This window comes from Chitinivibrionia bacterium, from assembly GCA_009779925.1.
Taxonomy (GTDB): domain Bacteria; phylum Fibrobacterota; class Chitinivibrionia; order Chitinivibrionales; family Chitinivibrionaceae; genus WRFX01.
The window spans coordinates 1-21,057 of the sequence record WRAZ01000038.1 but is presented as its reverse complement, the minus strand read 5'-3'; the positions used below and the strand labels follow the sequence as shown (position 1 = coordinate 21,057).

Here is a 21,057-nt window from a genome sequence, read left to right as displayed (position 1 = left end):
CCGAAGTCCCGAAGTCCCGAAGTCCCGAAGTCCCGAAGTCCCGAAGTCCCGAAGTCCCGAAGTCCCGAAGTCCCGAAGTCCCGAAAAATACGTTCTCGCCACTGCAAAAGTCAAGTGTTTAGAGGAAAACTGTGTTGTTTTTTGCATTTTTTTCGCCCATTCTTTTTTAGTGTTTTTGCCTCTGAAGACCTAATTTATGATAGTAAAATAATATTTGCCACAAACAAAAAAAGCGGATATTGAAAAAAAGCAAAGGATTTTTACTTCGTTTCTATCCGCCCTTTGAAAAACAATTTGCTGACAACCATCAACCAAGTTTTCGTATCGACTTAACGTCAACCTCTACGGTTCTTACGTTTCTGCCCCTGCCGTCTTGGTTTTTTATGTCTATTTCACCGTAAATTTCTACGTTGTCGTTTTCGCTTATTGATAAACCATGCCAAACTTCTTGGTCTATTTCCAAGGTGATTTCTCCGCTATCGTCGCTGAAAACGTATCTTGAATTTCCTAAACTGCGAAGTATTTTACCACGTAAAATTACTCTTGTATCATCTCTGAGTCTTTGGGCTTGCGACGCCGTTACTACGCGCCCCATACCTTCGTGATTAGCTTCGCCTCTGGGACCTGTAAAACCTTCTGCATAAATGTTTGCGACAAACAAGAAACACACAAGAAATGCCAAAAAGAATAAACGTTTTTTCATAAATACCTCCTAATAAAAACAAATAAAATTATATACACGGCATGCTAAATCAATTAGCGTCCTATAATATAAATATACTATATTGCGCAAATAAAAAGGACGGATATTTTCTATTTGCCTTAAAAAAATCTGAGGTTGCGTAGTTTCAGTAATCAAGAAAAAAATAAAATTCTTATTTTTACTTTGAGCAGAACGTATTTTTATCCGAAAATTGTAAACAAAAAAGGAAATAATCCTATGCGAATTTTGCATATATTGACAATTCTTATAATACTTGCATTGGTTTCGCTTTCTTGCAGGTCGAGCGGAAACTTTAATTTGGGCAGAGGCGCAAGCGAGCTTCCGCTCTATGAATGGCTTGTCGCCGACTATATAAGCGAAATCGGAGAAATTGACAACAACGCTGAAATTTTTATTGTTTCTCAAATACCTTTCCGCGTATTTAATCTGTTTGACCCAAGCGATATTATCGACATCACCGTCAGTCAAACTATTTGGAGAGCGTTGCGAGTAGAAGTACCGCAGGATTTTTTCTTCAATTCGATTTTAGCGGCTAATCAGATTTCGGAATTTGCGCGCGAAAACCCGGCGTCCACCCGCGGAATATTCGGGGATTTGCTTGGAATAACGGAGGTTGCCAACGAAACGCAAAACGTGATTTTCGGAATATTGCCCAGAACCGCCCGCATTTTCGATTTCCGTTTTGAAACGTATGTTGAAGGCGTCGATGAGATGCTGAAACATCTTACTTGGCAGTATAATTCACGCTTTGATGTGTCGTTTGCCGAAAATCAAATAAATATGATAAGAAGACCACAGGTTTCGGACGGAAGCAGAGCGATTTCTTACAGATTTGTCGAAAGTAGCGATAGAGTTTTAACGCTCGGTAGCAAAGAAAACTTGGATATGCTTCTTTTTAAGAGGAGTGATTTGGCATACGTTCGCTCTCGTTTGCGGAATTTTCGGATAAGCGAATTTGAAAGAATAAAGGTTTCGGTTTTTATAAATCCGTTTTTAATGTCTGAAATCGGGGAAGATTTGGCTGAATTGCTGAAAAACACCGAAATTTACAATAATCTTAACTATGAATTGAGTGTTTTTCAGCACGAAAAAAGCGAGGGCGAAAATTATCCTGTCAGAGACAGCATTGTTATTATTTACGATAAAAATAACCCCATCGCTTTTGAAACAGCAAAGCTTTTGGGCGACGATATAAGACATCGCCTAAAGAGAAAAGTCGGAGTTTTTGCCGACACCAACCAGCAAAGGCAGTTTTTCTTTGACTACGATATTGCGATTTCGGCACATTCGGTCTCCGCAGACCCAATATATCTGAGCCGCAGATTTTTCGGCAGAGAATTAAGCGAAGAAGAAATACGAGACCGCTACTTGAAAACCGACCTTTTTGAAATGCGCACGTTCCTTTTATCGTCTCGCAAAATTGTCAGAGGACGATACGGGCAATACATAATTTCAAATTTGGAAGTCGCCAAATGATTACACTCGGAATTGACACGAGTATGTCCGTGGTTTCGTTTGCCGTTGCCAGAGACGGTTGCACTTTAGCGCGTTTTAATGAAGATGTCGGGAAAAATCTTGCGGACAAAATAAGCAATATAATAAAAGAACTTTTAATTTCGGCAAACGTGGAATCGAGCGAAATCGAGCGTTGCGGAATAGTCGTCGGACCGGGGAGTTTTACGGGATTGCGAGTAGGTATTGCTTTTGCCAAAGGGCTTTTTGCAGGAGCAGACACCAAAATCGCCTCAATTTCGTCGCTTGAATGTATTGCAAGAAGTTCGGGAGAAACGGGAAATATTTGTGTTTTCTCGGATGCGCGGCAAGGCGAAGTCTTTTTCGCCAAATTCAGAAATGACGGCGAATTTGTTCGTTTAAGCGATGACGAAAGAATTTTACGCGAAGAAGCGTTATCAAGACGTGAAGTCGGCGATAAAACAATAGAGTTGTCTGACGAATTATCTTTATCGCAAACTTGCGGCGAAACTGCGGCAAATATTGCTTTATCTTGCCAAAACTTAACAACTATCGACGAGGTTTTTCCTAATTATATGCAAGTATCATACGCGGAAAGGTGCAAAAAATGAACTTAAAGCTTGCAATTTTTATACTTCTTTTACTTGTATTTTGCGCATTTTCGCAAGAAATTGCCGAAATTGAAGCCGAAGAAACAGGCGAAATCTCTGAAACTGCCGAAGTCGAACTTGATACGACGGAAATCGACATAAGTTTTGAAGACATTATCGAAGAAATATCGTCAAAAAGAGTTTTTGCTTACATCACAATTACTCCGAGAATTGGCAATGACGAAATACAAAATAATTATGCTGATTTTTTGAGACAAAGAGCGGATTTATTGCTTCCGGCAATTAGACGACAAGCCGAAGATGCGCATTTTCGTCCGATTTGGTATCAGCCGTCTGTTGCTACAGGCGTTTCTTTTAATTTGGAGACAGGCATAATGTTAAAAATCGACGAAAGAACTAACGTGAATTTCGGTGTTGGGTATTCGTTCGACAGAATGCGTGCGGTTTATGCCATAGAAAGCAGTCGGGACTCCGTGCAGGTTTTGCGGGCGACGTCTTCACTTATCAATAATATCGCGTCAATAACGCTTGGCGGAAGCCGAACTTTCGACACTGAGTATTTCAGTATAGAAGGAGTTGATGCGGCAGGGATTTACGGTGGTGCAATGTTTTTGATTTCACGATATTTTGAGCGTGATACCATAATCACAACAGAGCAATTCGAGGAAAATTTTGTGAGCGCGCGTCGAAAAAACACCGACGGTATCGGCGCCGCAGGACGAGTGGGGCTTTTCGCCAGACAAAGAATAGGGGAGCGCTCGTTTTTTGAGTATTCTATCGGATATATAATTCGCGTAACTTCGGGTTTTGACGAATTTTGGGACAGAGGATGGAACGAATGGGAAACCCCGCGAATTGCCCAACGAATTCTGTCTATATCTAATGGTCTGGAATTATCGTTTTCGCTGATTTTTTAATATCTTTTTCTCAAACGCGCGGTAGCAAATTCCATTTGTTCTCGATATTTTGCTACTGTTCTTCGGGCAACGGCAAGCCCTGCTTTTTCGAGTTCTTTTGCTAATTGCTCGTCCGAAAGCGGCTCGGATTTATCTTCTTCTTCAATGAGTTCTTTCAGTTTTTCTTTGATTTTTGCAGTGGAAATATCCCCGCCGTCTTCGCTTTGTTTGTTTTTTATAACCACTTCCGAGAAAAAATACTTCATTTCAAAAGTGCCGAACGGGGTAATTACGTATTTGCTGTTTGTTGCTCTGCTCACCGTCGATTCGTCGAGCCCTGTGTCGGCGGCTATGTCCGAGAGTATCATTGGGACAAGGTGCCGCTCGCTTTTTTGCATTGTGAAAAATTCGCTTTGACGTTTAATTATTGCATACATTACCACAATCATTGTTGTTCGTCGTTGTTCGACCGCTTTGATTAACCAATCTGCCTTGTTGTATTTGTCGCGAATAAAATCTTTTGTATCTCTGTCTGCCTTAAATTGCCGTTTCAACATATCGGAATACTGCTGATTTATCTGCAAATTCGGCAAAAAACCGTCGTTTGCCGCCACTTTCCATTCGCCGTTTAGGTATCTTACGGTCAAATCGGGAATTATAGGTTCGTTGTCGTCGGGTTCTTCTTGTTTTGCGGGCGACATACTTAATTGTTTTACTATCTGCAGTGTTTCTTGAATTTCGGACGGTTCAACTTCGTATTTTTTTGCAAGAGCGGTGATTTTTCCGTGAATAAAATTATCCCAAGTTTTTTGTATTATTTTGTAAATCAAATCATCGTCGTCGTATCCGAGTTTGTCTAATTGCAAAAGAAGGCATTCTTTAAGATTTGCCGCGCCTATTCCTGTCGGCTCACAGGTTTGAATTGCAATTATCGCTTGTTCTATTTCTTGGAAATTTACTTCAAAACGTTCCTTTATCTGCTCGTAATCGGGGTTCAAAAATCCGTTGTCGTCGAGTTCGCCAACCAAATAAAGAGCGACTTTTTGCACGGATTTAGTCAAATCCATATCTATAATTTGTGTTTTCAGTTTGTCTTCCAAGCCGATTTCGTATTGGTGCAAACTTTCGGCGTAATTGCGCTTTTCTTGGTCGTAGTAGGTTTCGTCGCTTTGAAGCTCGTCGCTGAATTCATAGCCGTCTTGCAGGGCGGAATTACTGTCGATGAGATTTTCATCAAGGCAGAGTTCGCCGTCGTCGTCGCGTACTCCTGTTGCCTCTTCGATTTCAGAGAAATTCTGCTCGTCCGATATTTCCAAAAGCGGGTTTAGTTCTATCTCCTGACGAATATATTGCTCTAACTGAAGGGCGCTCTGCTGAATAGTACTCATTACCTGTATCATTTGGGCGGTCTGCATTTGCTTTTGTCCAAGCCCTGCTTCCAATCCAAACGTTAAATTCAAGTTTTGCCCCCTAAGATTAAAGGTTTACATTTGTCTTAAAACATCAGAACTTGGTCGCCTGTGCTCATTGGCTCTTCAAAGCAATTTTGTATGCATATCGGATAATCGCCGTTGAAACAAGCACAACAATAATTTTTGCGCACATTTTCAGGAAAAACCGAAAGCATTCCCTCTACGGTAAGGAATTGTATCGAATCGACTTTCAGGTATTCTCTGATTTCTTCCAGTGTTCTGTTGTTCGCGATGAATTTTTCCTTGTTTGCCATATCCACGCCGTAAAAACAGGGGTTTATAACGGGCGGCGATGATATTCGCAGGTGAATTTCTTTTGGCTGCGCGTTTCGCACAAGTTTAATTATTTTTCGCATTGTTGTCCCGCGAACAACCGAGTCATCGACTATTACGACAATCTTGTCTTTCAGGTGTGCGGCAATCGGATTAAATTTCACTTTTACACCGAAATCTCTGTCGCTTTGCCCCGCTCTGATAAACGTTCTGCCGACATAATGGTTTCGGATAAGTCCAAGTTGAAACGGGAGATTTGCGCCTTCCGAATATCCCAACGCCGCTGTGTTGGCGGAATCGGGAACTCCCATTACAAAATCTGCGCCCTCGGGAATATCGTGCTCTATTGCAAGTTGTCTGCCGAATGCTCGTCTGATGTGTTCAACGCTTTCGTTAAAAACTATGGAATCGGGGCGCGAAAAATATATATATTCAAAAATGCAGTGTGCGTGTCTTTTTGCCATATTTGGAAAAGTGTGTATCGATTCAAGACCATTTTTGCTTATCATTATAATTTCTCCCGGCTCTACTTCTCGCACAAGTTCGGCTTCTATCAAATCAAAAGCGCAGGTTTCCGAGCTTATCACGAAATTATCGCCTAATTTTCCTATTGCCAAAGGTCTTATTCCGAGCGGGTCTCTTGCGGCAAACATTTGGTCGTTGTTTAAAAAAACCATAGAGTAAGCGCCTTCTACCAAACTAAGCGCGACTTTTATTGCTCCTGCCAACGTATCAGCTTTACTTCTTGCTATTAGGTGCATAACGACTTCGGTGTCGGTAGTTGTTGTAAAAATAGCGCCGTCGTTTTCCATATTTTCGCGTAAAAAGTTTGCGTTTGTAAGGTAGCCGTTGTGCGCGGCGGCAAGTTGTCCGTATTTATATTTTGCCAAAATCGGTTGAGAGTTCATAGCGAGAGTATCTGCGGAATAGCGATTGTGCCCGATAGCGTGTATTCCTTGCAAACTTTCTAATATTTTTTCGTTTGCGAACACGTCTCTTACTAAACCCGACCCTGTGTATCGGCTCATTTTTTCGCCGTCCGAACACGCAATTCCTGCGCCTTGTTGTCCTCTGTGTTGCAGAGCGTAAAGTCCCAAATAAGTTAATTCGGCGGCATCGGGGCGGTTAAACACTCCGAATATTCCGCATTCTTCTTTAGGTTTTTCGCAGTCAAATATACTATCTTCAATCATTTTGCATTACCTTTCTTTTTTATTGCCGCCTCAATAAATCCTACAAAAAGCGGGTGCGGTTTTACGGGTCTGGATTTAAATTCAGGGTGATATTGAACTCCTATAAAAAACGGGTGCGTTGGCAATTCTACGACTTCCACAAGTTCTCCGTCGGGAGAAAATCCCGAAAAAACAAGACCGTTCTTTGCTAATTCTTCTCTGTATTCGTTGTTAAACTCGTAGCGTTGGCGATGTCTTTCGTTTATGTCATTTTCGCCGTAAAGTTTATGCGCGAGCGAACCCTCCTGCAATTTACAGGGAAATGAGCCAAGTCGCGTAGTTGCACATTTATCGAATATTTGTTTACTTGTGTTTTTGTTGCACTCTCGGCTGTCGGCGTCTTCGTACCCGAGTACGTTTCTTGCGTATTCCACGACTGCCATTTGCATTCCCAAACCAATTCCAAAATACGGAATGTTGTTTTGGCGAGCGTATTTTGCCGCGACTATTTTTCCTTCGGTCAATTTTTTGTCGAAGCCGCCGCCGAGCAAGATACCGTCCGCCTTGCAGAGCAACTCTTCTGCTTTTGAGTAATCGCCGATTTTGTTTGTTTCGAGCAATCTTGCGCTTATCATATTTATTACAACACGAGTTTTCAGACTTGCCGCGGCATAAATAAGCGACTCATATATAGATTTGTAGGCATCCAGGACTTCTGTGTATTTTCCGACAAGCGCGATTACTACTTCATCTTTTCCTTCCGATATATCCTGAATGTTTTTTATATATTCTTCCCATTCTCCAATCTTTTTATCCTGATAACCGTTTATGCCAAAATGCTTAAGAATTTGTGTGTCAATATTCTGCTTGGCAAATTCAATGGGGCATTCGTAAATTGTATGATTAACATCGGGCGATTCCAAAACGCTGTTTGTATCTACGTTGCAAAATAAACCGAGCTTCTCTCTAATGTCGCTGTCTAACGGTTTTTCACTGCGGCACACAAGCATATTCGGGATTATACCGATTTCGCGAAGTTTTGCAACCGAGTGTTGCGTCGGTTTTGTCTTGATTTCGTCTGCTTTTCTCAAATACGGCACGAGCGACACGTGTATAAAATATGTGTTTTCTCTGCCTTCTTTTTGCTGAAACAGACGAAGCGCTTCCAAAAACGGATACCCCTCAATATCGCCTACTGTTCCGCCGATTTCTACAATTACTATATCGGTGTCTTCGTCGGCAATGCTTCTGATTGCGTCTTGGATTTCATTAACTATATGCGGCACAACCTGAACGGTTTTTCCGAAATACTCTCCGCCTTTGCGTTCTTTTTTTAGAACGGTATCATAAATTCTTCCCGCGCTATAACTTGAGTTTCTGCTGGTTTCAATATCTGTAAATCTCTCATAATATCCCAAATCCAAATCGGTTTCTGCGCCGTCTTCGGTTACAAAGACTTCACCGTGTTCTTTTGGATCCATCGCTCCCGGGTCAACGTTCAGGTATGGGTCTAATTTTTGGTTGGCTATCTTGAACCCTCTCGATTTAAGCAGCAGTCCTATTGATGCGGCGACAATTCCTTTTCCTAAAGAAGAAACTACTCCGCCTGTTACGAATACATATCTTGGTACTTTTGGCATAACTAAAAACTCCGAAAAATAATTTTTGCTGAACAAAAATACTATTTGGGCAACGGTTGCTACCTCATTTTGTTAAAAAAATATATAAATTCCTGCATTGAATTATCGGCAAATAGTATTTTTGCTTTATGAATATTGCAATGTATTTAACAGGAAGTCGCCTGATTACCGGCGCATTGTTTGCTTATTTCTTTATAAACGCCGTTTCTCAAACGGGCGAAATCATAAATATTACCTTTTTGAACGCGGCGCTGATTTGCGTTATCCTTCTCGAACTTTCCGACGCTTTTGACGGAGTAGCCGCCCGAGCGCAAAATAAAGTAAGCGATTTGGGCAAAATTTTCGACCCGATTTGCGACGCAATTTCGCGCCAAACCATATTTTTGTCGTTTTTGCTTGTTTCTGCAATTCCGATTTGGGCGTTTTTGGCATTTTTGTATCGCGACTCTCTCATTTACTTACTCCGAATTATGGCGGCAAAAGACGGCACTGTCTTAGCGGCAAGCGGTAGCGGGAAGTTTAAGGCTATAATGCAGGCGGTCGCCACATTTTTGATTATAGGAGTTTTTTATCTGCAATATTTTGAGGTGAAATTTCCATACACTGTTTTATCGTTCCCGATTTCGTACTATATAATAGCGGTGCCCACAATACTCTCCGTTCTTTCGGGAATAGAATATTATAAGCGCAACTGGGGCGTTATTCTGAAAGGGTTGAAATAAATTCCGCTATCCGTTCAAAATCCGGATTATCTGTGAAAGTTTCGTTGGTGAATTTGAAAAATTTAAGGGCGTTGTCTTTATCGCCGAGCGCCAAATACGTCCTTGCTATATGATAAAACACAACATATTCTTCGGGCAACAACTCTGCCGCTCGCAAAAGCGGGGGGAGCGCTTCTTCGTATCGTCCTTTATTAAACAAAATCCAACCGTAAGTGTCTAAATATGCACCGTTGTCGGGCTCATCTTCGAGGGCAATTCTTACCAAGAACATCGCTTCATCGAGATTTATTCCGCGTTCTGCCCACATATAAGCCAGATTATTTGCGGCAATCGGGTGCCTTGGGTTCATTGCAAGAACTTCTTTGAAGTAATTTATTGCCCGCTCAAACTCGCCGATCCTTTCGCTTGCAACCCCTAAGCCGAAAAGTACTTCGGTGGTTTTTATACCCAAGTCCAAAACTCTGTTAAAAGCGATAATTGCGGAATCGTGTTCACTTCGGGCATTAAAAAGCGAGCCGAGTATTATCAAATTTTCAGCCATTGCCATTCTGGCGATAATAATTGTATCGTTTCTGTTTTTTTCTCTTATTGCGCTTAGCGCTTCAAATGCTTGGGGGTACGCGCGAAAACGCAAAAAGATGGCGGTAAGTTGTCGCAGTTCATCGTCATCTACTTCCGACAATGGTCGTCCGCGTTGTATTACCATAACCGCACTTTCGGGAACGCTACTTACTATGGCGACTTCAATAACTCTGTTTCGCAAAAAGTTGGAATTTGTGTCAAGCATAAACGCGGTTTCAAAAAAATTAAGCGCTAAAAGCGTGTCGCCCAAACGTAGGGCATTGTTGCCTTCTATAAAATACTCCGAAGCCAACTCCAAGAATGATATACTGTCTTGTGTTTTTTGCGCTTGTTCTGCGGGGGTTAAATTATGACCTGCATTTGAACGACAGCCGCTGAGAGCCGTCAAAAGCAGGACGGCGATAAACGCTATTACTGCGAACGAAAAATTATCTTTCCGCCGCAACGACAACATCTATCGTACTTTCTAAGATTACGTCAGTTCCGGGGGTTAGCGACTGAGAAATTACCTGACCCGCGGACATAATTCTGCTTTCCTCATAGCGCACTCTTCCAATTCTCAGCCCTCTGCTTTCGATTGTGGAACGCGCTTCCGAAAGCATTTCTCCGACCACGTTCGGAACGTTGGCGTGCGTGGGGGTAGGTCCTCTTGAAATCATAATCACAACCGGACCGTCGCGGGAAATTCTCGTTCCTGCGGCGGGTTGCGTTTCTATTACGGCGTTAAGCGGAATTCTTTCGTTAAAAACGTGGCGCGACGAAAGGTTTTCAAAGCCTGCTCGGCGTAATTCCGACCTCGACGGTCCTTCGGCAAGCCCTTCTACCGTAGGGATTTGTGCGACCTCAGGTCCTCTGCTCAAGGTAAGAAAAATGTGGCGACCCCGCTTTACGGTTTCGCCAACTTTGGGCTCTTGCCCGATAACAGAATTATGCGGTTCAAAGTCCGAAAATTCTCGTCTGTTTCTGATTGTTCTCAGTCCCAAGTCAAATGCTGTTTGCGCCGCGCGCTCTACGTCCATACCGACAAGGTCGGGAACTATTACGTCGTTTCGGTTTTGCAAGTCGGTAAATCTCGGCATAATAACGTTATCGACTATCAAAAATCCTGCCGCGCCGCCAATGATAAGCATTAAAAACGCCAGTGGAAGCACTACTAACCAAAAATTTTTCACAGAAACACTAAAAGAATATTTCGAACTCATATTACTCTCCATTTTAACTTAACGCGAACGTGTAGAAAATGTTTTTCTTCTGTCTTCGCGGATTTGCTTGCGTTTTGCAGCATTATTAGCTCTTTTTTTTGTTTCGCTCGGTTTTTCAAAATAACGATTTTTTTTGATGTCCGAAACTAAACCCGCTCTCTCACAAACTTTTGAAAAACGTTTTACCGCTCTTTCAAACGGCTCTGTCTCTTTTACAAAAACTCCATTCATAAACTCTAATCACCTACCTTCGTCGCCTTAAATTTGGCTGAAATTTTATTATTACGCGCTAAAATACGTTATTCAACGCATCAAAAACAAGTTTTTCGCAAAAAAAATGAATTTTTCACAAGTTTCTCCGTTTGCGAAGAAATTTGAGCGAATTATCGATATATGTATTATATTTAAAACAAACGTTGCTTTCATATGGAAATAAATTCCGCATTATTGAGGAATTTGGAGAAAAAATTGTAAGCAACAAAATTCAAAGAAAAGGGCAATTATATGAAAAAATCAAAATTATACGGTAGCGGCTTAGCGGGTTTGTTGCTTTTGTTTTCTATTGCGGGAAACGCATTTGCCTGTTCGGATGGTGTAGGGGCGAATAGTTTTCATGCGTACGACAATTTTCTCCATCAACCAAATATGCATTGGTTGCGTATAGGCAACGACCACAGAGAGCCGTTTCTTTGCCCTTTACTGATGAGCCATTCTTTGTTTGCGAACGACAGTATAGACACGCGCGACATGAATCCGACTTTACCGATAGCCGGTATTTCGGGAACGGCGGGTATAATACGAGGTACCAGCGGTACAATTACCAAACGCGGAGGTATTGATGCTTGTGGAAATCCCGCCGGTATCAGTTTGTTTCAGAGAGTCCATGCAAATATTGATGTGCAATCAGGCGGAGAGGTACAATATGCTCTTACAGGAACAGGCGGAACTGTTGGGGGTAGCGGAATAATAACCAGAGTTCCGGTAGCGTATTCCGTTATGCCAAGATTTCCCGATATAAGACCGAGACTGCGAACAAGAGCGGAACACGATGCTGATGCAAATGCGCCTACTCCGCCTTGGCTTATTGAATTACCACACTTGCCGGGGCAATTTGCACATAACCCGAATTGGGATCCGCAATCGGAATTTGAACCGGGTCCGGGTGGTTTTGTATGGCCCGATACTACAATAGATTTGGCGGTACCTGCCAATGGAAGAGTAGTATTAGAACCGGGAGTTCATTATTTCAGGCAGTTGCGAATAGGTGCAAATGGAACACTGGATGTTAAAGTCGAGGGAAAAAACACAAGAACTATAATATATCTGAAAGGAAATTATCCTACTAGCCAAGGAGATGGTTGGCGAGGCAGAGATGCTATAAGACAAGGAACGGGAAAAGCCGTTATAAGAACGGTAGATATAAACGGTAATGAGATCCCGTTTACTTGCGAAGCGGAACACGGCGAAGTATTAATTATTGCATTGGGTTGCATACAGTTTGTCAGCGGCGGTGATATAGAAATAAACGCCAATCTGATAACGATGGGGACTTTAGGTTTTTTCGGCGATGTCGTATTCAAAGGGCAAGCGATAGCGCAACGAATTGTTATAGCCAATCACTATGACGCGGCGTCTAACATTGTTTTCAGAGCGGCAAAAACATTTGCCCTCAGTGTTCCTGCCGCTACCTTCGGTGAACACCCGAATTGGGCGTGGAGAACAAGTGGTTGCGAGCACGACAGTGATCCGGTGTATTATCCAAGCGTTATCCACGGAGTGGGACAAGGAACTCCACTTGAAGAAAGACCGGTTATTCCCGGTGGTTCTTACGACACATCAATTGTCGTGGCTCTTCCTGCAAATGAACAGGTTGAAGAAGGACATATTGACGTAAGATGGACTATTCCTCATATTCCGGGCGTTATTGAGCCTATGTCGGCGGGAACAGGTTCCGATACAAGAGTTCTTGTAGAGGGAACTTTAAGCGGCGGAAATATTACGGGAACTTTCAGATTTACTCCTACTGCTGGCAGCCATACAATAAAACTTCGTATTATAGAAGGCAACGCTTGGAGACCGGACTTGACATTTGATTTGGATTTTGAAGTTCTCCCTACAACTTCGGAGGATAATAAATTAAACCCGTTCCCTACGACGATAACTGTAAAATCTGATCGTGGTTGTAGCGAGGTGGAAATATGTATTCCCGTCGATAATATTACCGGCGTACCAACCCAAAAAATGGTGGGGGAGACTATTACGCTTACGGGAACAGTTGAGCCGGACAACGCAGACAACAAAACAATAGTGTGGTCTGTACTTGATACCGGCGGCACGGGCGCGCAGGTAAACGGCAATTTGCTGACTACGACAACCGAGGGAACTCTCACTGTTTTGGCGACAATAAAAAACGGCAAATGTGAAAATGGCGATTTTGAACAAGATTTTAAAATACTTGTTCATCGTCAAGCAATTGCCACGGTTGTGAATTTTGTTGTGGACGAGGCTGTTTATTTGAGCGGCTCAAACCCTGCCGACGGACTTATTGACACGATACGAATAAGATTTTCGCTTAATTCCAATCGTGCTTTTGAGGTTTCCGAAGAGCAAATTCGAGAACTTGTCGGGGAGAACGCCGAAAGATCTAATTTGCCTTCGGAACGTGGATTTACAGTAAATTCTGCCGATATTTCGGTAAATTCGAACTCAGGACTTATAAATATCAATGTTTCGCAATCGGTGCCTGCTAAAACATATAGGGATAGCAACGATGTAATCAGTATTTCTTATGAAAGGCGTTTTCAGATTTTGCCCGACAGCGCTATGGTAATTCAAGCGAATGTCTCAAGATTTAATATTGCCGACAACATCGCTCCGATAATTGCAGAGGCGTGGTATATTTTCGGTGATGTTGATTGCGAAGTTGACCCAATGGACAGAGATGCAATACCCGATACGCTGAGAATTGCCTTTTCGGAGCGAATACAAAGAAATATTTCCAACTCCGAAATAGAGACGGTAAGAGGGCACGCTTTTGATTTACTGCTTGACGAGGCTATCTGGGAAAATGATTATATCGTAAAAATTCCTGTAAGACACGATAATTCTTTCAGGCATCAAACGGACGATTTGGTGTTTATTTCTGAAAACTCAGGCATAATGGACATAAGAGGGAATGTGCAGAATTTCAGAACGCAACCTGTTATTCTTCGGGCGTTGCGCAATCAACCTGATTACGTTTTGGTAGCATTTCCTAATCCTTGGTCTTTTGACGACCGCAGTAGAGGTAATCATATAACTGTTGTCCTCAGATCCTGTAGCAGAAATGTTGATATGTATGCTTCGTCGGCGCGTATTACGGTATTCGACCGTTTGGGAAATGCTGTAAGCAATACGTGGGAAGAATTCCGTTATGACGAGAATAAACAAGGATTGGTATGGACTTGGTCGGGTCAAAACAGGCGCGGACGAGATGTTGCGGCTGGAGTATATAAAGCAATAGTCAAAATACCCGGATATCCTGATATGAGTATAATGCTCGGAGTCGCCAGAGGAAGAGCGCGCGAGTAATAAGCATAAAAAAACACGGGAGCGAAATATTTCGCTCCCGTGTTTTTTTATGTGTGGGAAATAAATTTGAGTTTTTATTTGAACATTACGGAAATTGTGATTAGCAGTTTATCTACCGCTCTTTTTAATCCGTTTGACTTGCTTTCTTTAATTTCCACAGGATTTTCCGGTTTGATTTTTTCTATTACATCGTAGGCGGCTTCAAATCCAGATTGAATTGTTTTTACGTTTTTTGTTCCGTCGTAATAGCCGTATAAATGTAGAACATTATAAACCGTATCAAAGCAATTTGCCATTTTTTTGTCAAATTGGGAAATGTATCTTTTGTAGAAATCTATTGATTTTCTATTGCTTTTCTTCGGATTTTCTACGCCTTTCATTTCAAACCAAGCGTCAAGAGCGACTAAAACACCCAAATATGCAACTCCGCAAGCAGTTCGCACATATTTTCCGTCTTTGTAATATCTCTCGTCTTCTTTTTTTGCTTTTTGCAACGCCTCATTTGCGTTATCCATATAACGCAATGCCTCGGTGTATTCTTTGCTTAAAAAGATGTTTTGCTCTTCTCTTGTCATTGTTTTTTCCTTTTTTTATCTTTATTATAACAATAAAATACTATTTTGATAACAGCGAATGGCTGAAAATCTTGTTTTTTACAAAAACCACCCGAAACGCAAAAAAATTACGCTTTTTTACACACCCTCTCTACATCCTCAATCGAAATCAAATCGTCCACCGTCGCCTCTTCCGTCGAAACTGCATTCTCAAGTAAAAAATCGCCTACTCTTGTGCGTTTTATGAAAGAGCAATGTCCGAGTGAGCCGCATTGTTTGGCGATGTCTTCGGCTAAGGTGCGGACGTATGTGCCGCTTGAGCAGTCCACTGTAAAGCTTGCGGTTTTTTGGGCGGCGTTGAAAGTCTGCATAGTTAATGAAGCGATAGTTATTTTTCTCGGCTTCATTTCTACTTCTTTGCCCTCTCTTGCTAATTGATACGCGCGTTTTCCGTCTATTTTTATGGCGGAAAATGCGGGCGGAATTTGCGAAATTTCTCCGATGAACTTGGGAATTGCTTCTTTTAATTGCTCTTCGGTCGGAATGTTGTCGCATTCTTTTACGGTTTCGCCTTCGCGGTCGCCTGTTGCGGTTTGCTTGCCGAAATTTATGCCGAATTCGTAGGTTTTGTCGTCTTTCAGGTATTGAATAAGGCGCGTTGCCGACCTGCCGATTGCGACTACCAAAAGTCCCTCGGCGAGCGGGTCGAGAGTTCCGCAATGTCCTACTTTTTTTATCATAAATTTCTTTCGGATTTTTGCTACAATGTTGAAAGATGTGGGACCTTGGGGCTTATTTATTAACAAAAATCCATCTGTAAAATTTTTTGGTTCAATATTCGTCATTATTATCCTTTTCGCCTTGTTTTATTTTAACATACATCGTAAAATACTGCAAATCGTTATCAAGCGGCTCTAATTCGTATTCTATGGGGGACGACGCGCGGCGGGCTATTTCGATAAGTCCGACTCCCGCGCCCCTGCTTTCGGGATTGCTGTTGTCCGAGTTAATACGTTCGCCGTAATATTGGCGCAGTTCTTTTTTATCCATATTGTTCAGACGGTCTATGCGCTCTTTAAGTATTTTGGCGCTACTTGCTTTAACGGCGTTTCCCGTTTGAATAAAATACGTCGAATTCTTAATTCCTAAAATAAATATTCCTTTTGCCGCTTCCGTTTTTACGCCGTCGTTATTGACGTGCTGCTCTTTTTCGGCGGAATACATCATCATATTGTTCATTTGTTCCACAAATACCGAAAAAACCGACTGCGAAGCGCCAAACGGAATGCCGTCGAATTCGAGGCGTTTGAGCAGCATTTTTGCCATTCCGTCAATGCCGTCAGCCCAAATGGGACCTGTGTAAATGACTTCGATGTTATTGTCTTGCAACATTTTGCAGTATTTTGGTATGTTCATTTTTATCGTTTCTCCTTACACTCTGAAAGTTATTAATTGTAAATCATCTACCCGCGCTTCTTCTCCCCGATATTTCTCGAATGTTTCCCATATTTTTTGAGACGCGTCCGCTATCGTTTTATCGTGGTTTTCCAAAATAAGGTTTTCGAAGCGTTTGTAGCCGAACGGGATGGCGAGTTCGCCGCCCGGTTGGTCGAATAATCCGTCCGAGGCAATGTAAAATTTATTTGCGGGATTTGCGGGTATGTTTATGGTTTCGACGTCGTTTTTGCCGCCGAGACTTCCTTCGCCTACAAAAATGCCTTGTCCTCTTATGCGCCGTACTTTGTCGCCGTCGCAAATAAAGACGTTTGTATGTCCCGAAGACAGAGTTATATTTCCGTCGTGCGCGATAAACAGCGCCGCCATATCGCAACCGTCTTTAATTTCGCCGTCGGCGTTTTTGTCGCCGCCGAATACTTCCGCGAACCGTCTGTCGAGCCGCCAGATAATATCGGCGGTATCGTGGCAGTTGTTATTTGAGACTACCGTTTCCAGCGCGGAAAACAGAAACATTGTCAATAGCGCTCCGGGTGTGCCGTGTCCTGTGCAATCGCAAGCGCAAAGCACCGTGCCTTTGTCGAATTTCTTAAGCCAGTATATGTCGCCGCCCACTATGCTTGAAGGTTTCCAGATTACGCAAGCTTCCGAAAATGCGCCTTGCAAGGTCTCGTTTTGGGGCAAGAGGTGTCTTTGAATTTTGCTTGCGTATGTAATTCCCGCGACAATATTGTCGTGCGCTTCTTTTGCCTCATTTTTTTCGATATGCAACATCATTGCTACATATTCCGTGCAGTTTTGAAAAATATTTACGCCTTTGGCTATTTGCTCCGCCATTTGAGTGCACCTGTCGTTTCCGCAGGCGCCGCAGTCGTGATGTCTGGATTCTTCGTCGGTTTTGCCTAACGATATAAACGCATTTTCTATGCCTTCTTCCGTTATGGTTATTTTTTTTACATTAATCGGCGCGTATTCTCTTATAAAGTCGTCGAGTTGCAGACGTTCGTCGAATTTTGCGAACAAATCGTCGAGATATTGTCTGCTTTTTTGGCTGTCGATTGCCGTTTGGCGTATTTTGTCCATACGGGCGTTTATTTCGAATATATTTTTATCGTCGCACTCGCAACCTGTGCCGAGATTACAGCCGTCCGCGCAGTTGAGAACGTCAAAAACAACGGGAAGACTGTCGGGGTTGCTTTCGCAATATTTGTCCAAAGCGTCGTAAACAACCTCCGTGCCTTCGGATTTGTCCACCCGCAAGGTTTTTCCGACATAGTGCTCAATGGTTTCTTTAAGTCCGCCGGGGAGGGGGTATAAACTGCCTATGCCGGCGTCGTAGTGGTCGAAGCCGCTCGGTTTTTCGGGAAGAGCGATATTGTTTTTTTCTATGTATTCCTGAAATGTTTTTATTGTGATATTATAATCGACCATACCTGTTGCTTTAAATTCGCAACTTTTGGCGATACACGGCGAAAGCGCCGCGATTTTATCTGTAATTCCTTCGTAATCGCGCATATAAATCGCCGTACAAAGCATCGGAGAATGCACGGGCGAGAGATATTGAATAAGTTCGTGGCGGTGCATAAGTATATAATTGACTATAACGGGGCAAGGTTGAGTTATAAGATGAGGAGGCTTGTTTCGGTCGATATAGCGCAAATATCCCCAAGTGCAAATGTCCGCTCCCAAAGATACGTCGTATATTTTGTTTACGCCCAAGTCGCGCAACCAAGCAATTATACGTCCGAAGTCGCTAAAATTGCTCTTTGCCGCGGGCGCCGTGAACATACTTATTTTTACGCCGCGTTTAAGGTCGGCAAAAAAACGTTCTGCGTCGTCTTCGTAATAACGAGAGCCGTGGTGGCACGCTTTTTGGCACGCGCCGCATACAATGCACTTTTCGTTGTCTATTTTAACAATTATTTTTCCGTTGATTTCGCGTACGACATTCGCCTCGTCAACAGGGCAAACTCGAACGCAGTGGTTGCATCCTACGCACTTGTTTCCCTCATTGTGAATAAGTTTTCGCTTTGAACTAAGCGCCGTTTCGTTTTCCATAGCCGTGAATTTTACGCCGTTTCTTCTATGACAATATTGAATTCCAAATTATCCATATCTTCTTTGAAATCTTCGCCGCATTCAAGCATAATTTCGTTGTCTTCCGTTGTTATCCAGTTGACGATTACCTTATTGCCGTTTATCGAATGTTCGTCTAATTTATACAGCATATTCAGCAACAATTTTGTGGTGGAGCTGTTGAAATAACTTATGGCGCAGTCAAAGGTGAATGTTTGGAAATCAGACGTCAGGTACTCGTTAAGCCAATCGCTTACGGGCTTAAAAAATTCCGCTACGCTTTCGTGAAAACATCTGCCTTCCAGCCTCATATAGTTCTTTTCTTCGGAAATGAAAACATAAGGCGTCGAAGTAGTCCTTTCTTTTTCCAGATTAAATGCCATTATTCTTTCCCTCCCTGTTTTATAATCACAAACATTGTAAAATATACCAATCCGTTTTCCATCGGCTCAAATTCGTATGTAAGCGGCTCTGTCGCTCGTCGCGCAATTTCAATCAGTCCTACGCCCGCGCCCTTGCTTTCGGGATTGTCGTTTTCCGAGACCAACCTTTGTTTGTATAATTGGCGCAATTCTTTTTTGTCCAGCGTATTAAGGTGGTCGATACGGGTTTTGAGGTTTTCCGCGTTAGCAGGCGTTACGGCGTTTCCCGTTTGCACGTAATACGTCGAGTCCTTAATTCCCAATACGTATATGCCTTTCGGAGTTTCCACGCTCTTGCCTGTGGAATTTGTCATACGCGTTTTATCGGCGGAATGCATCATCATATTGTTCATCTGTTCCACAAACACCGAAAAAACCGACTGCGAAGCGCTGAGCGGTATGTCTTCGTATTCAAGGCGTTTCATCAGCATTTCCGCCATTCCGTCAATACCCCCCGCCCAAATGGGACCGCTGTAAATGACTTCAATATTGTTCTCTTCCAGCATTTTGCTGTATCCGCGCACATTGAAATTCATACGTTCTCCTCTTTAAAAGTTATATACGTGTATCTGTTGCGACCTTTGTCTTTTGATATGTACAACGCCTCGTCCGCGCGTTTTATGTAATCTTGTCCGCTTTGCGTATGTTCGACGCGCGCGGTAGTTATTCCTATCGATATGGTTGCGACGCCCGCTTCGTTTTTTTCGTGCAAAATGTTTTTCGCCATAACGTTTTGAAGTATCATTTCCGCAATTTTGCGCGCGCCGCCCTCGTCGGTGTTAGGCAAAACGACGACAAATTCTTCGCCGCCGTATCTGGCTACAAAGTCGTCCGTTCTGGTAACGCTTGCCATAAGCGCGTCCGCTATCGACTGCAAACAAACGTCGCCCGCCGCGTGTCCGTAAGTGTCGTTGTATTTTTTGAAATTATCCACGTCCATCATCATAACGCTCAACAGTCCGCCGTTCGCGCGGGCTAAGGTGCCGATTAACGACCTCATTCTCTCTTCCATATATCGTCTGTTGTAAAGTCCCGTCAATACGTCAACGTTAACTTTATCAGTCAAGCTCAAATTACTTTCGTGTAAATTTATTGTGGTTCTGTCGGCTACGCGCGTGGCTCTGCGCAGTTGTTTCAGTAATTTTCCGTATTCCTTCACAATAACGCCGTAATTTTCGATACATATATTACGGTCGTCGCTCGTTTTAGCCATACGCTCCAAGGCGTCGTCGTATATTCGCTGTTCGTTTTCAAATAAGTCTATTTCCATACTTTGCCTGCCCCCATTTTATTTTTTGCCCGACGGTAAAAATAATATTTGGTAATATAAAATAGCGATAAAACGGTAAAAAAAGCGTATAAATACAAGATTGTGGTTTTTTATTATAACTTCTCTGCAAACAATTTATGCCGCTTTCCGCCAAATCCCTTTTGTCGCTTCACAAAAAATCCCGCCGCACGACCGTCTCACGTTTTCCATACGTCCCGAATTTCTTTTGGGAACTCGAACCGCAGGCGTTGGCGGGGCTATTAGTATAGGGTTTTTGCGCAACAGCGGACTTTATTTGGGCTTGGAATTAAGAGGCGGATGGCGCAATGTTTGACATCGGTGGCACGTTCAACAAAGACGGGGTTAAGAAAAACATTCTCGGACTGAGCGGCGGCTGGCAAAATAAATATACATACGCAAAAATCTGGGACTACGGAGAACATATAGACAACGTGCGGAAAAACAATTTGGCATTCGGCAGCGTGTTTTGGCGAATACTCATAGGACGGCGCTCAAATCTGGATATTACAAACAGATTGCTTGTCGGATATTTGGTAAACGGCGATTACACGGCAAGTTTGCTTCAGGGAGATATTCCGTGGCGCGCGGATTTCGACCGTCGCCTTAACTTGACTTATTCGCTCGGAATCGGCTGGACTTTTTTGCGAACGAAATCCACGCCCGAAAACGATACGACAGCAATAAACAACACAAGAAGAGACCGCGGCAACAACAACGGCTCCCGAAGAAATTCGCGGAGGAGTTCGAGGAGGTGAGGAAAACTAACAAAAAGGCAAGATTTTCTTGCCTTTTTGTGTGGTGGTTGCGATAATAGATTTTGTTAGTGATTATGCTAAAGCAAACTGCTTCTTTGCATCTGCTAATGGAACGCCTTTTTCCCAAAGAGCAAGCAATTGTTGCATTCCTTGTTGCATTCCTTGTT

At 42.8% G+C, this 21,057-nt stretch carries 21 protein-coding genes; 7 read left to right on the top strand and 14 right to left on the bottom strand.

The window, feature by feature from the left end; all coding sequences use genetic code 11:
* Positions 1-307: 307 nt before the first annotated feature.
* Positions 308-703 (bottom strand): NirD/YgiW/YdeI family stress tolerance protein, encoded by a 396-nt coding sequence (locus FWE23_09335; protein MCL2845631.1) that lies wholly within the window; start codon positions 701-703, stop codon positions 308-310.
* Between the two features lie 237 nt (positions 704-940).
* On the opposite strand from FWE23_09335, the gene FWE23_09330 reads away from it, so the two are divergent.
* The 3 genes from FWE23_09330 to FWE23_09320 are packed head-to-tail and all read left to right on the top strand — an operon-like array spanning position 941 to position 3,725.
* Positions 941-2,200: a hypothetical protein gene (locus tag FWE23_09330; protein ID MCL2845630.1), complete on the top strand. Its 1,260-nt coding sequence runs from the start codon at positions 941-943 to the stop codon at positions 2,198-2,200.
* Positions 2,197-2,808 carry a tRNA (adenosine(37)-N6)-threonylcarbamoyltransferase complex dimerization subunit type 1 TsaB gene (tsaB, locus tag FWE23_09325; protein MCL2845629.1) on the top strand — a complete coding sequence of 204 codons (612 nt, stop codon included), beginning with the start codon at positions 2,197-2,199 and terminating at the stop codon, positions 2,806-2,808. Before FWE23_09330 ends, tsaB begins: the two co-directional genes overlap by 4 nt.
* Positions 2,805-3,725: a hypothetical protein gene (locus tag FWE23_09320; GenBank protein MCL2845628.1), complete on the top strand. Its 921-nt coding sequence runs from the start codon at positions 2,805-2,807 to the stop codon at positions 3,723-3,725. The genes tsaB and FWE23_09320 overlap by 4 nt, the downstream gene beginning before the upstream one ends.
* Here FWE23_09320 and rpoN read toward each other — a convergent pair.
* The 3 genes from rpoN to FWE23_09305 are packed head-to-tail and all read right to left on the bottom strand — an operon-like array spanning position 3,722 to position 8,261.
* Positions 3,722-5,164 (bottom strand): RNA polymerase factor sigma-54, encoded by a 1,443-nt coding sequence (rpoN, locus tag FWE23_09315; protein ID MCL2845627.1) that lies wholly within the window; start codon positions 5,162-5,164, stop codon positions 3,722-3,724. The two genes, FWE23_09320 and rpoN, sit on opposite strands and share 4 nt — an antisense overlap.
* Positions 5,165-5,199: 35 nt before the next feature.
* Positions 5,200-6,642: an amidophosphoribosyltransferase gene (gene purF, locus FWE23_09310; GenBank protein MCL2845626.1), complete on the bottom strand. Its 1,443-nt coding sequence runs from the start codon at positions 6,640-6,642 to the stop codon at positions 5,200-5,202.
* Positions 6,639-8,261, bottom strand: a complete 1,623-nt coding sequence (locus tag FWE23_09305; GenBank protein ID MCL2845625.1) for a CTP synthase — start codon at positions 8,259-8,261, stop codon at positions 6,639-6,641. Before FWE23_09305 ends, purF begins: the two co-directional genes overlap by 4 nt.
* A 128-nt stretch (positions 8,262-8,389) precedes the next feature.
* On the opposite strand from FWE23_09305, the gene FWE23_09300 reads away from it, so the two are divergent.
* Positions 8,390-8,983, top strand: coding sequence for a CDP-alcohol phosphatidyltransferase family protein (locus FWE23_09300; protein MCL2845624.1), 594 nt, complete (start codon positions 8,390-8,392; stop codon positions 8,981-8,983).
* Here FWE23_09300 and FWE23_09295 read toward each other — a convergent pair.
* Genes FWE23_09295 through rpsU form a run of 3 tightly spaced genes read right to left on the bottom strand, consistent with a single transcriptional unit; the run spans position 8,961 to position 10,998 of the window.
* Positions 8,961-10,019, bottom strand: coding sequence for a tetratricopeptide repeat protein (locus tag FWE23_09295; protein MCL2845623.1), 1,059 nt, complete (start codon positions 10,017-10,019; stop codon positions 8,961-8,963). The two genes, FWE23_09300 and FWE23_09295, sit on opposite strands and share 23 nt — an antisense overlap.
* Positions 9,994-10,767: a PASTA domain-containing protein gene (locus FWE23_09290; protein ID MCL2845622.1), complete on the bottom strand. Its 774-nt coding sequence runs from the start codon at positions 10,765-10,767 to the stop codon at positions 9,994-9,996. Before FWE23_09290 ends, FWE23_09295 begins: the two co-directional genes overlap by 26 nt.
* 18 nt (positions 10,768-10,785) lie before the next feature.
* Entirely contained in the window at positions 10,786-10,998 is a 213-nt protein-coding gene (rpsU, locus tag FWE23_09285; GenBank protein ID MCL2845621.1) for a 30S ribosomal protein S21, read from the bottom strand.
* Between the two features lie 273 nt (positions 10,999-11,271).
* Between rpsU and FWE23_09280 the strand changes: the two genes are divergently transcribed.
* Positions 11,272-14,337: a hypothetical protein gene (locus tag FWE23_09280; GenBank protein MCL2845620.1), complete on the top strand. Its 3,066-nt coding sequence runs from the start codon at positions 11,272-11,274 to the stop codon at positions 14,335-14,337.
* 74 nt (positions 14,338-14,411) lie between these two features.
* On the opposite strand, the gene FWE23_09275 is transcribed toward FWE23_09280, so the two are convergent.
* The 7 genes from FWE23_09275 to FWE23_09245 form a co-directional block, all read right to left on the bottom strand.
* A complete protein-coding gene (locus tag FWE23_09275; GenBank protein MCL2845619.1) occupies positions 14,412-14,912 on the bottom strand; it encodes a DUF5618 family protein in 501 nt (166 codons plus the stop codon).
* Positions 14,913-15,019: 107 nt separating this feature from the next.
* Complete coding sequence (gene truB, locus FWE23_09270; protein ID MCL2845618.1) at positions 15,020-15,736, bottom strand: tRNA pseudouridine(55) synthase TruB; 717 nt, start codon at positions 15,734-15,736, stop codon at positions 15,020-15,022.
* Complete coding sequence (locus tag FWE23_09265; GenBank protein MCL2845617.1) at positions 15,723-16,307, bottom strand: SiaB family protein kinase; 585 nt, start codon at positions 16,305-16,307, stop codon at positions 15,723-15,725. Before FWE23_09265 ends, truB begins: the two co-directional genes overlap by 14 nt.
* 15 nt (positions 16,308-16,322) lie before the next feature.
* Positions 16,323-18,404: a SpoIIE family protein phosphatase gene (locus FWE23_09260; GenBank protein MCL2845616.1), complete on the bottom strand. Its 2,082-nt coding sequence runs from the start codon at positions 18,402-18,404 to the stop codon at positions 16,323-16,325.
* An 11-nt stretch (positions 18,405-18,415) separates the two neighbouring features.
* Complete coding sequence (locus FWE23_09255; GenBank protein MCL2845615.1) at positions 18,416-18,805, bottom strand: DUF1987 domain-containing protein; 390 nt, start codon at positions 18,803-18,805, stop codon at positions 18,416-18,418.
* Positions 18,805-19,380: a SiaB family protein kinase gene (locus FWE23_09250; protein ID MCL2845614.1), complete on the bottom strand. Its 576-nt coding sequence runs from the start codon at positions 19,378-19,380 to the stop codon at positions 18,805-18,807. Before FWE23_09250 ends, FWE23_09255 begins: the two co-directional genes overlap by 1 nt.
* A complete protein-coding gene (locus FWE23_09245; protein ID MCL2845613.1) occupies positions 19,377-20,114 on the bottom strand; it encodes a GGDEF domain-containing protein in 738 nt (245 codons plus the stop codon). The genes FWE23_09250 and FWE23_09245 overlap by 4 nt, the downstream gene beginning before the upstream one ends.
* Before the next feature lie 100 nt (positions 20,115-20,214).
* On the opposite strand from FWE23_09245, the gene FWE23_09240 reads away from it, so the two are divergent.
* On the top strand, positions 20,215-20,448 hold the full coding sequence (locus FWE23_09240) for a hypothetical protein (protein ID MCL2845612.1): 234 nt from the start codon (positions 20,215-20,217) through the stop codon (positions 20,446-20,448).
* Positions 20,441-20,890, top strand: a complete 450-nt coding sequence (locus tag FWE23_09235; GenBank protein MCL2845611.1) for a hypothetical protein — start codon at positions 20,441-20,443, stop codon at positions 20,888-20,890. The genes FWE23_09240 and FWE23_09235 overlap by 8 nt, the downstream gene beginning before the upstream one ends.
* The last annotated feature ends 167 nt before the right edge of the window (positions 20,891-21,057 follow it).

Coding starts and splice junctions, on each gene's coding strand:
- purF (MCL2845626.1), bottom strand. CDS start 6,642: ATGATTGAAGATAGTATATTTGACTGCGAAAAACCTAAAGAAGAATGC.
- FWE23_09280 (MCL2845620.1), top strand. CDS start 11,272: ATGAAAAAATCAAAATTATACGGTAGCGGCTTAGCGGGTTTGTTGCTT.
- FWE23_09245 (MCL2845613.1), bottom strand. CDS start 20,114: ATGGAAATAGACTTATTTGAAAACGAACAGCGAATATACGACGACGCC.
- rpsU (MCL2845621.1), bottom strand. CDS start 10,998: ATGAATGGAGTTTTTGTAAAAGAGACAGAGCCGTTTGAAAGAGCGGTA.
- FWE23_09300 (MCL2845624.1), top strand. CDS start 8,390: ATGAATATTGCAATGTATTTAACAGGAAGTCGCCTGATTACCGGCGCA.
- FWE23_09330 (MCL2845630.1), top strand. CDS start 941: ATGCGAATTTTGCATATATTGACAATTCTTATAATACTTGCATTGGTT.
- FWE23_09335 (MCL2845631.1), bottom strand. CDS start 703: ATGAAAAAACGTTTATTCTTTTTGGCATTTCTTGTGTGTTTCTTGTTT.
- FWE23_09265 (MCL2845617.1), bottom strand. CDS start 16,307: ATGAACATACCAAAATACTGCAAAATGTTGCAAGACAATAACATCGAA.
- tsaB (MCL2845629.1), top strand. CDS start 2,197: ATGATTACACTCGGAATTGACACGAGTATGTCCGTGGTTTCGTTTGCC.
- FWE23_09250 (MCL2845614.1), bottom strand. CDS start 19,380: ATGAATTTCAATGTGCGCGGATACAGCAAAATGCTGGAAGAGAACAAT.
- FWE23_09320 (MCL2845628.1), top strand. CDS start 2,805: ATGAACTTAAAGCTTGCAATTTTTATACTTCTTTTACTTGTATTTTGC.
- FWE23_09255 (MCL2845615.1), bottom strand. CDS start 18,805: ATGGCATTTAATCTGGAAAAAGAAAGGACTACTTCGACGCCTTATGTT.
- FWE23_09305 (MCL2845625.1), bottom strand. CDS start 8,261: ATGCCAAAAGTACCAAGATATGTATTCGTAACAGGCGGAGTAGTTTCT.
- FWE23_09290 (MCL2845622.1), bottom strand. CDS start 10,767: ATGAGTTCGAAATATTCTTTTAGTGTTTCTGTGAAAAATTTTTGGTTA.
- truB (MCL2845618.1), bottom strand. CDS start 15,736: ATGACGAATATTGAACCAAAAAATTTTACAGATGGATTTTTGTTAATA.
- FWE23_09260 (MCL2845616.1), bottom strand. CDS start 18,404: ATGGAAAACGAAACGGCGCTTAGTTCAAAGCGAAAACTTATTCACAAT.
- FWE23_09295 (MCL2845623.1), bottom strand. CDS start 10,019: ATGTTGTCGTTGCGGCGGAAAGATAATTTTTCGTTCGCAGTAATAGCG.
- FWE23_09235 (MCL2845611.1), top strand. CDS start 20,441: ATGTTTGACATCGGTGGCACGTTCAACAAAGACGGGGTTAAGAAAAAC.
- FWE23_09275 (MCL2845619.1), bottom strand. CDS start 14,912: ATGACAAGAGAAGAGCAAAACATCTTTTTAAGCAAAGAATACACCGAG.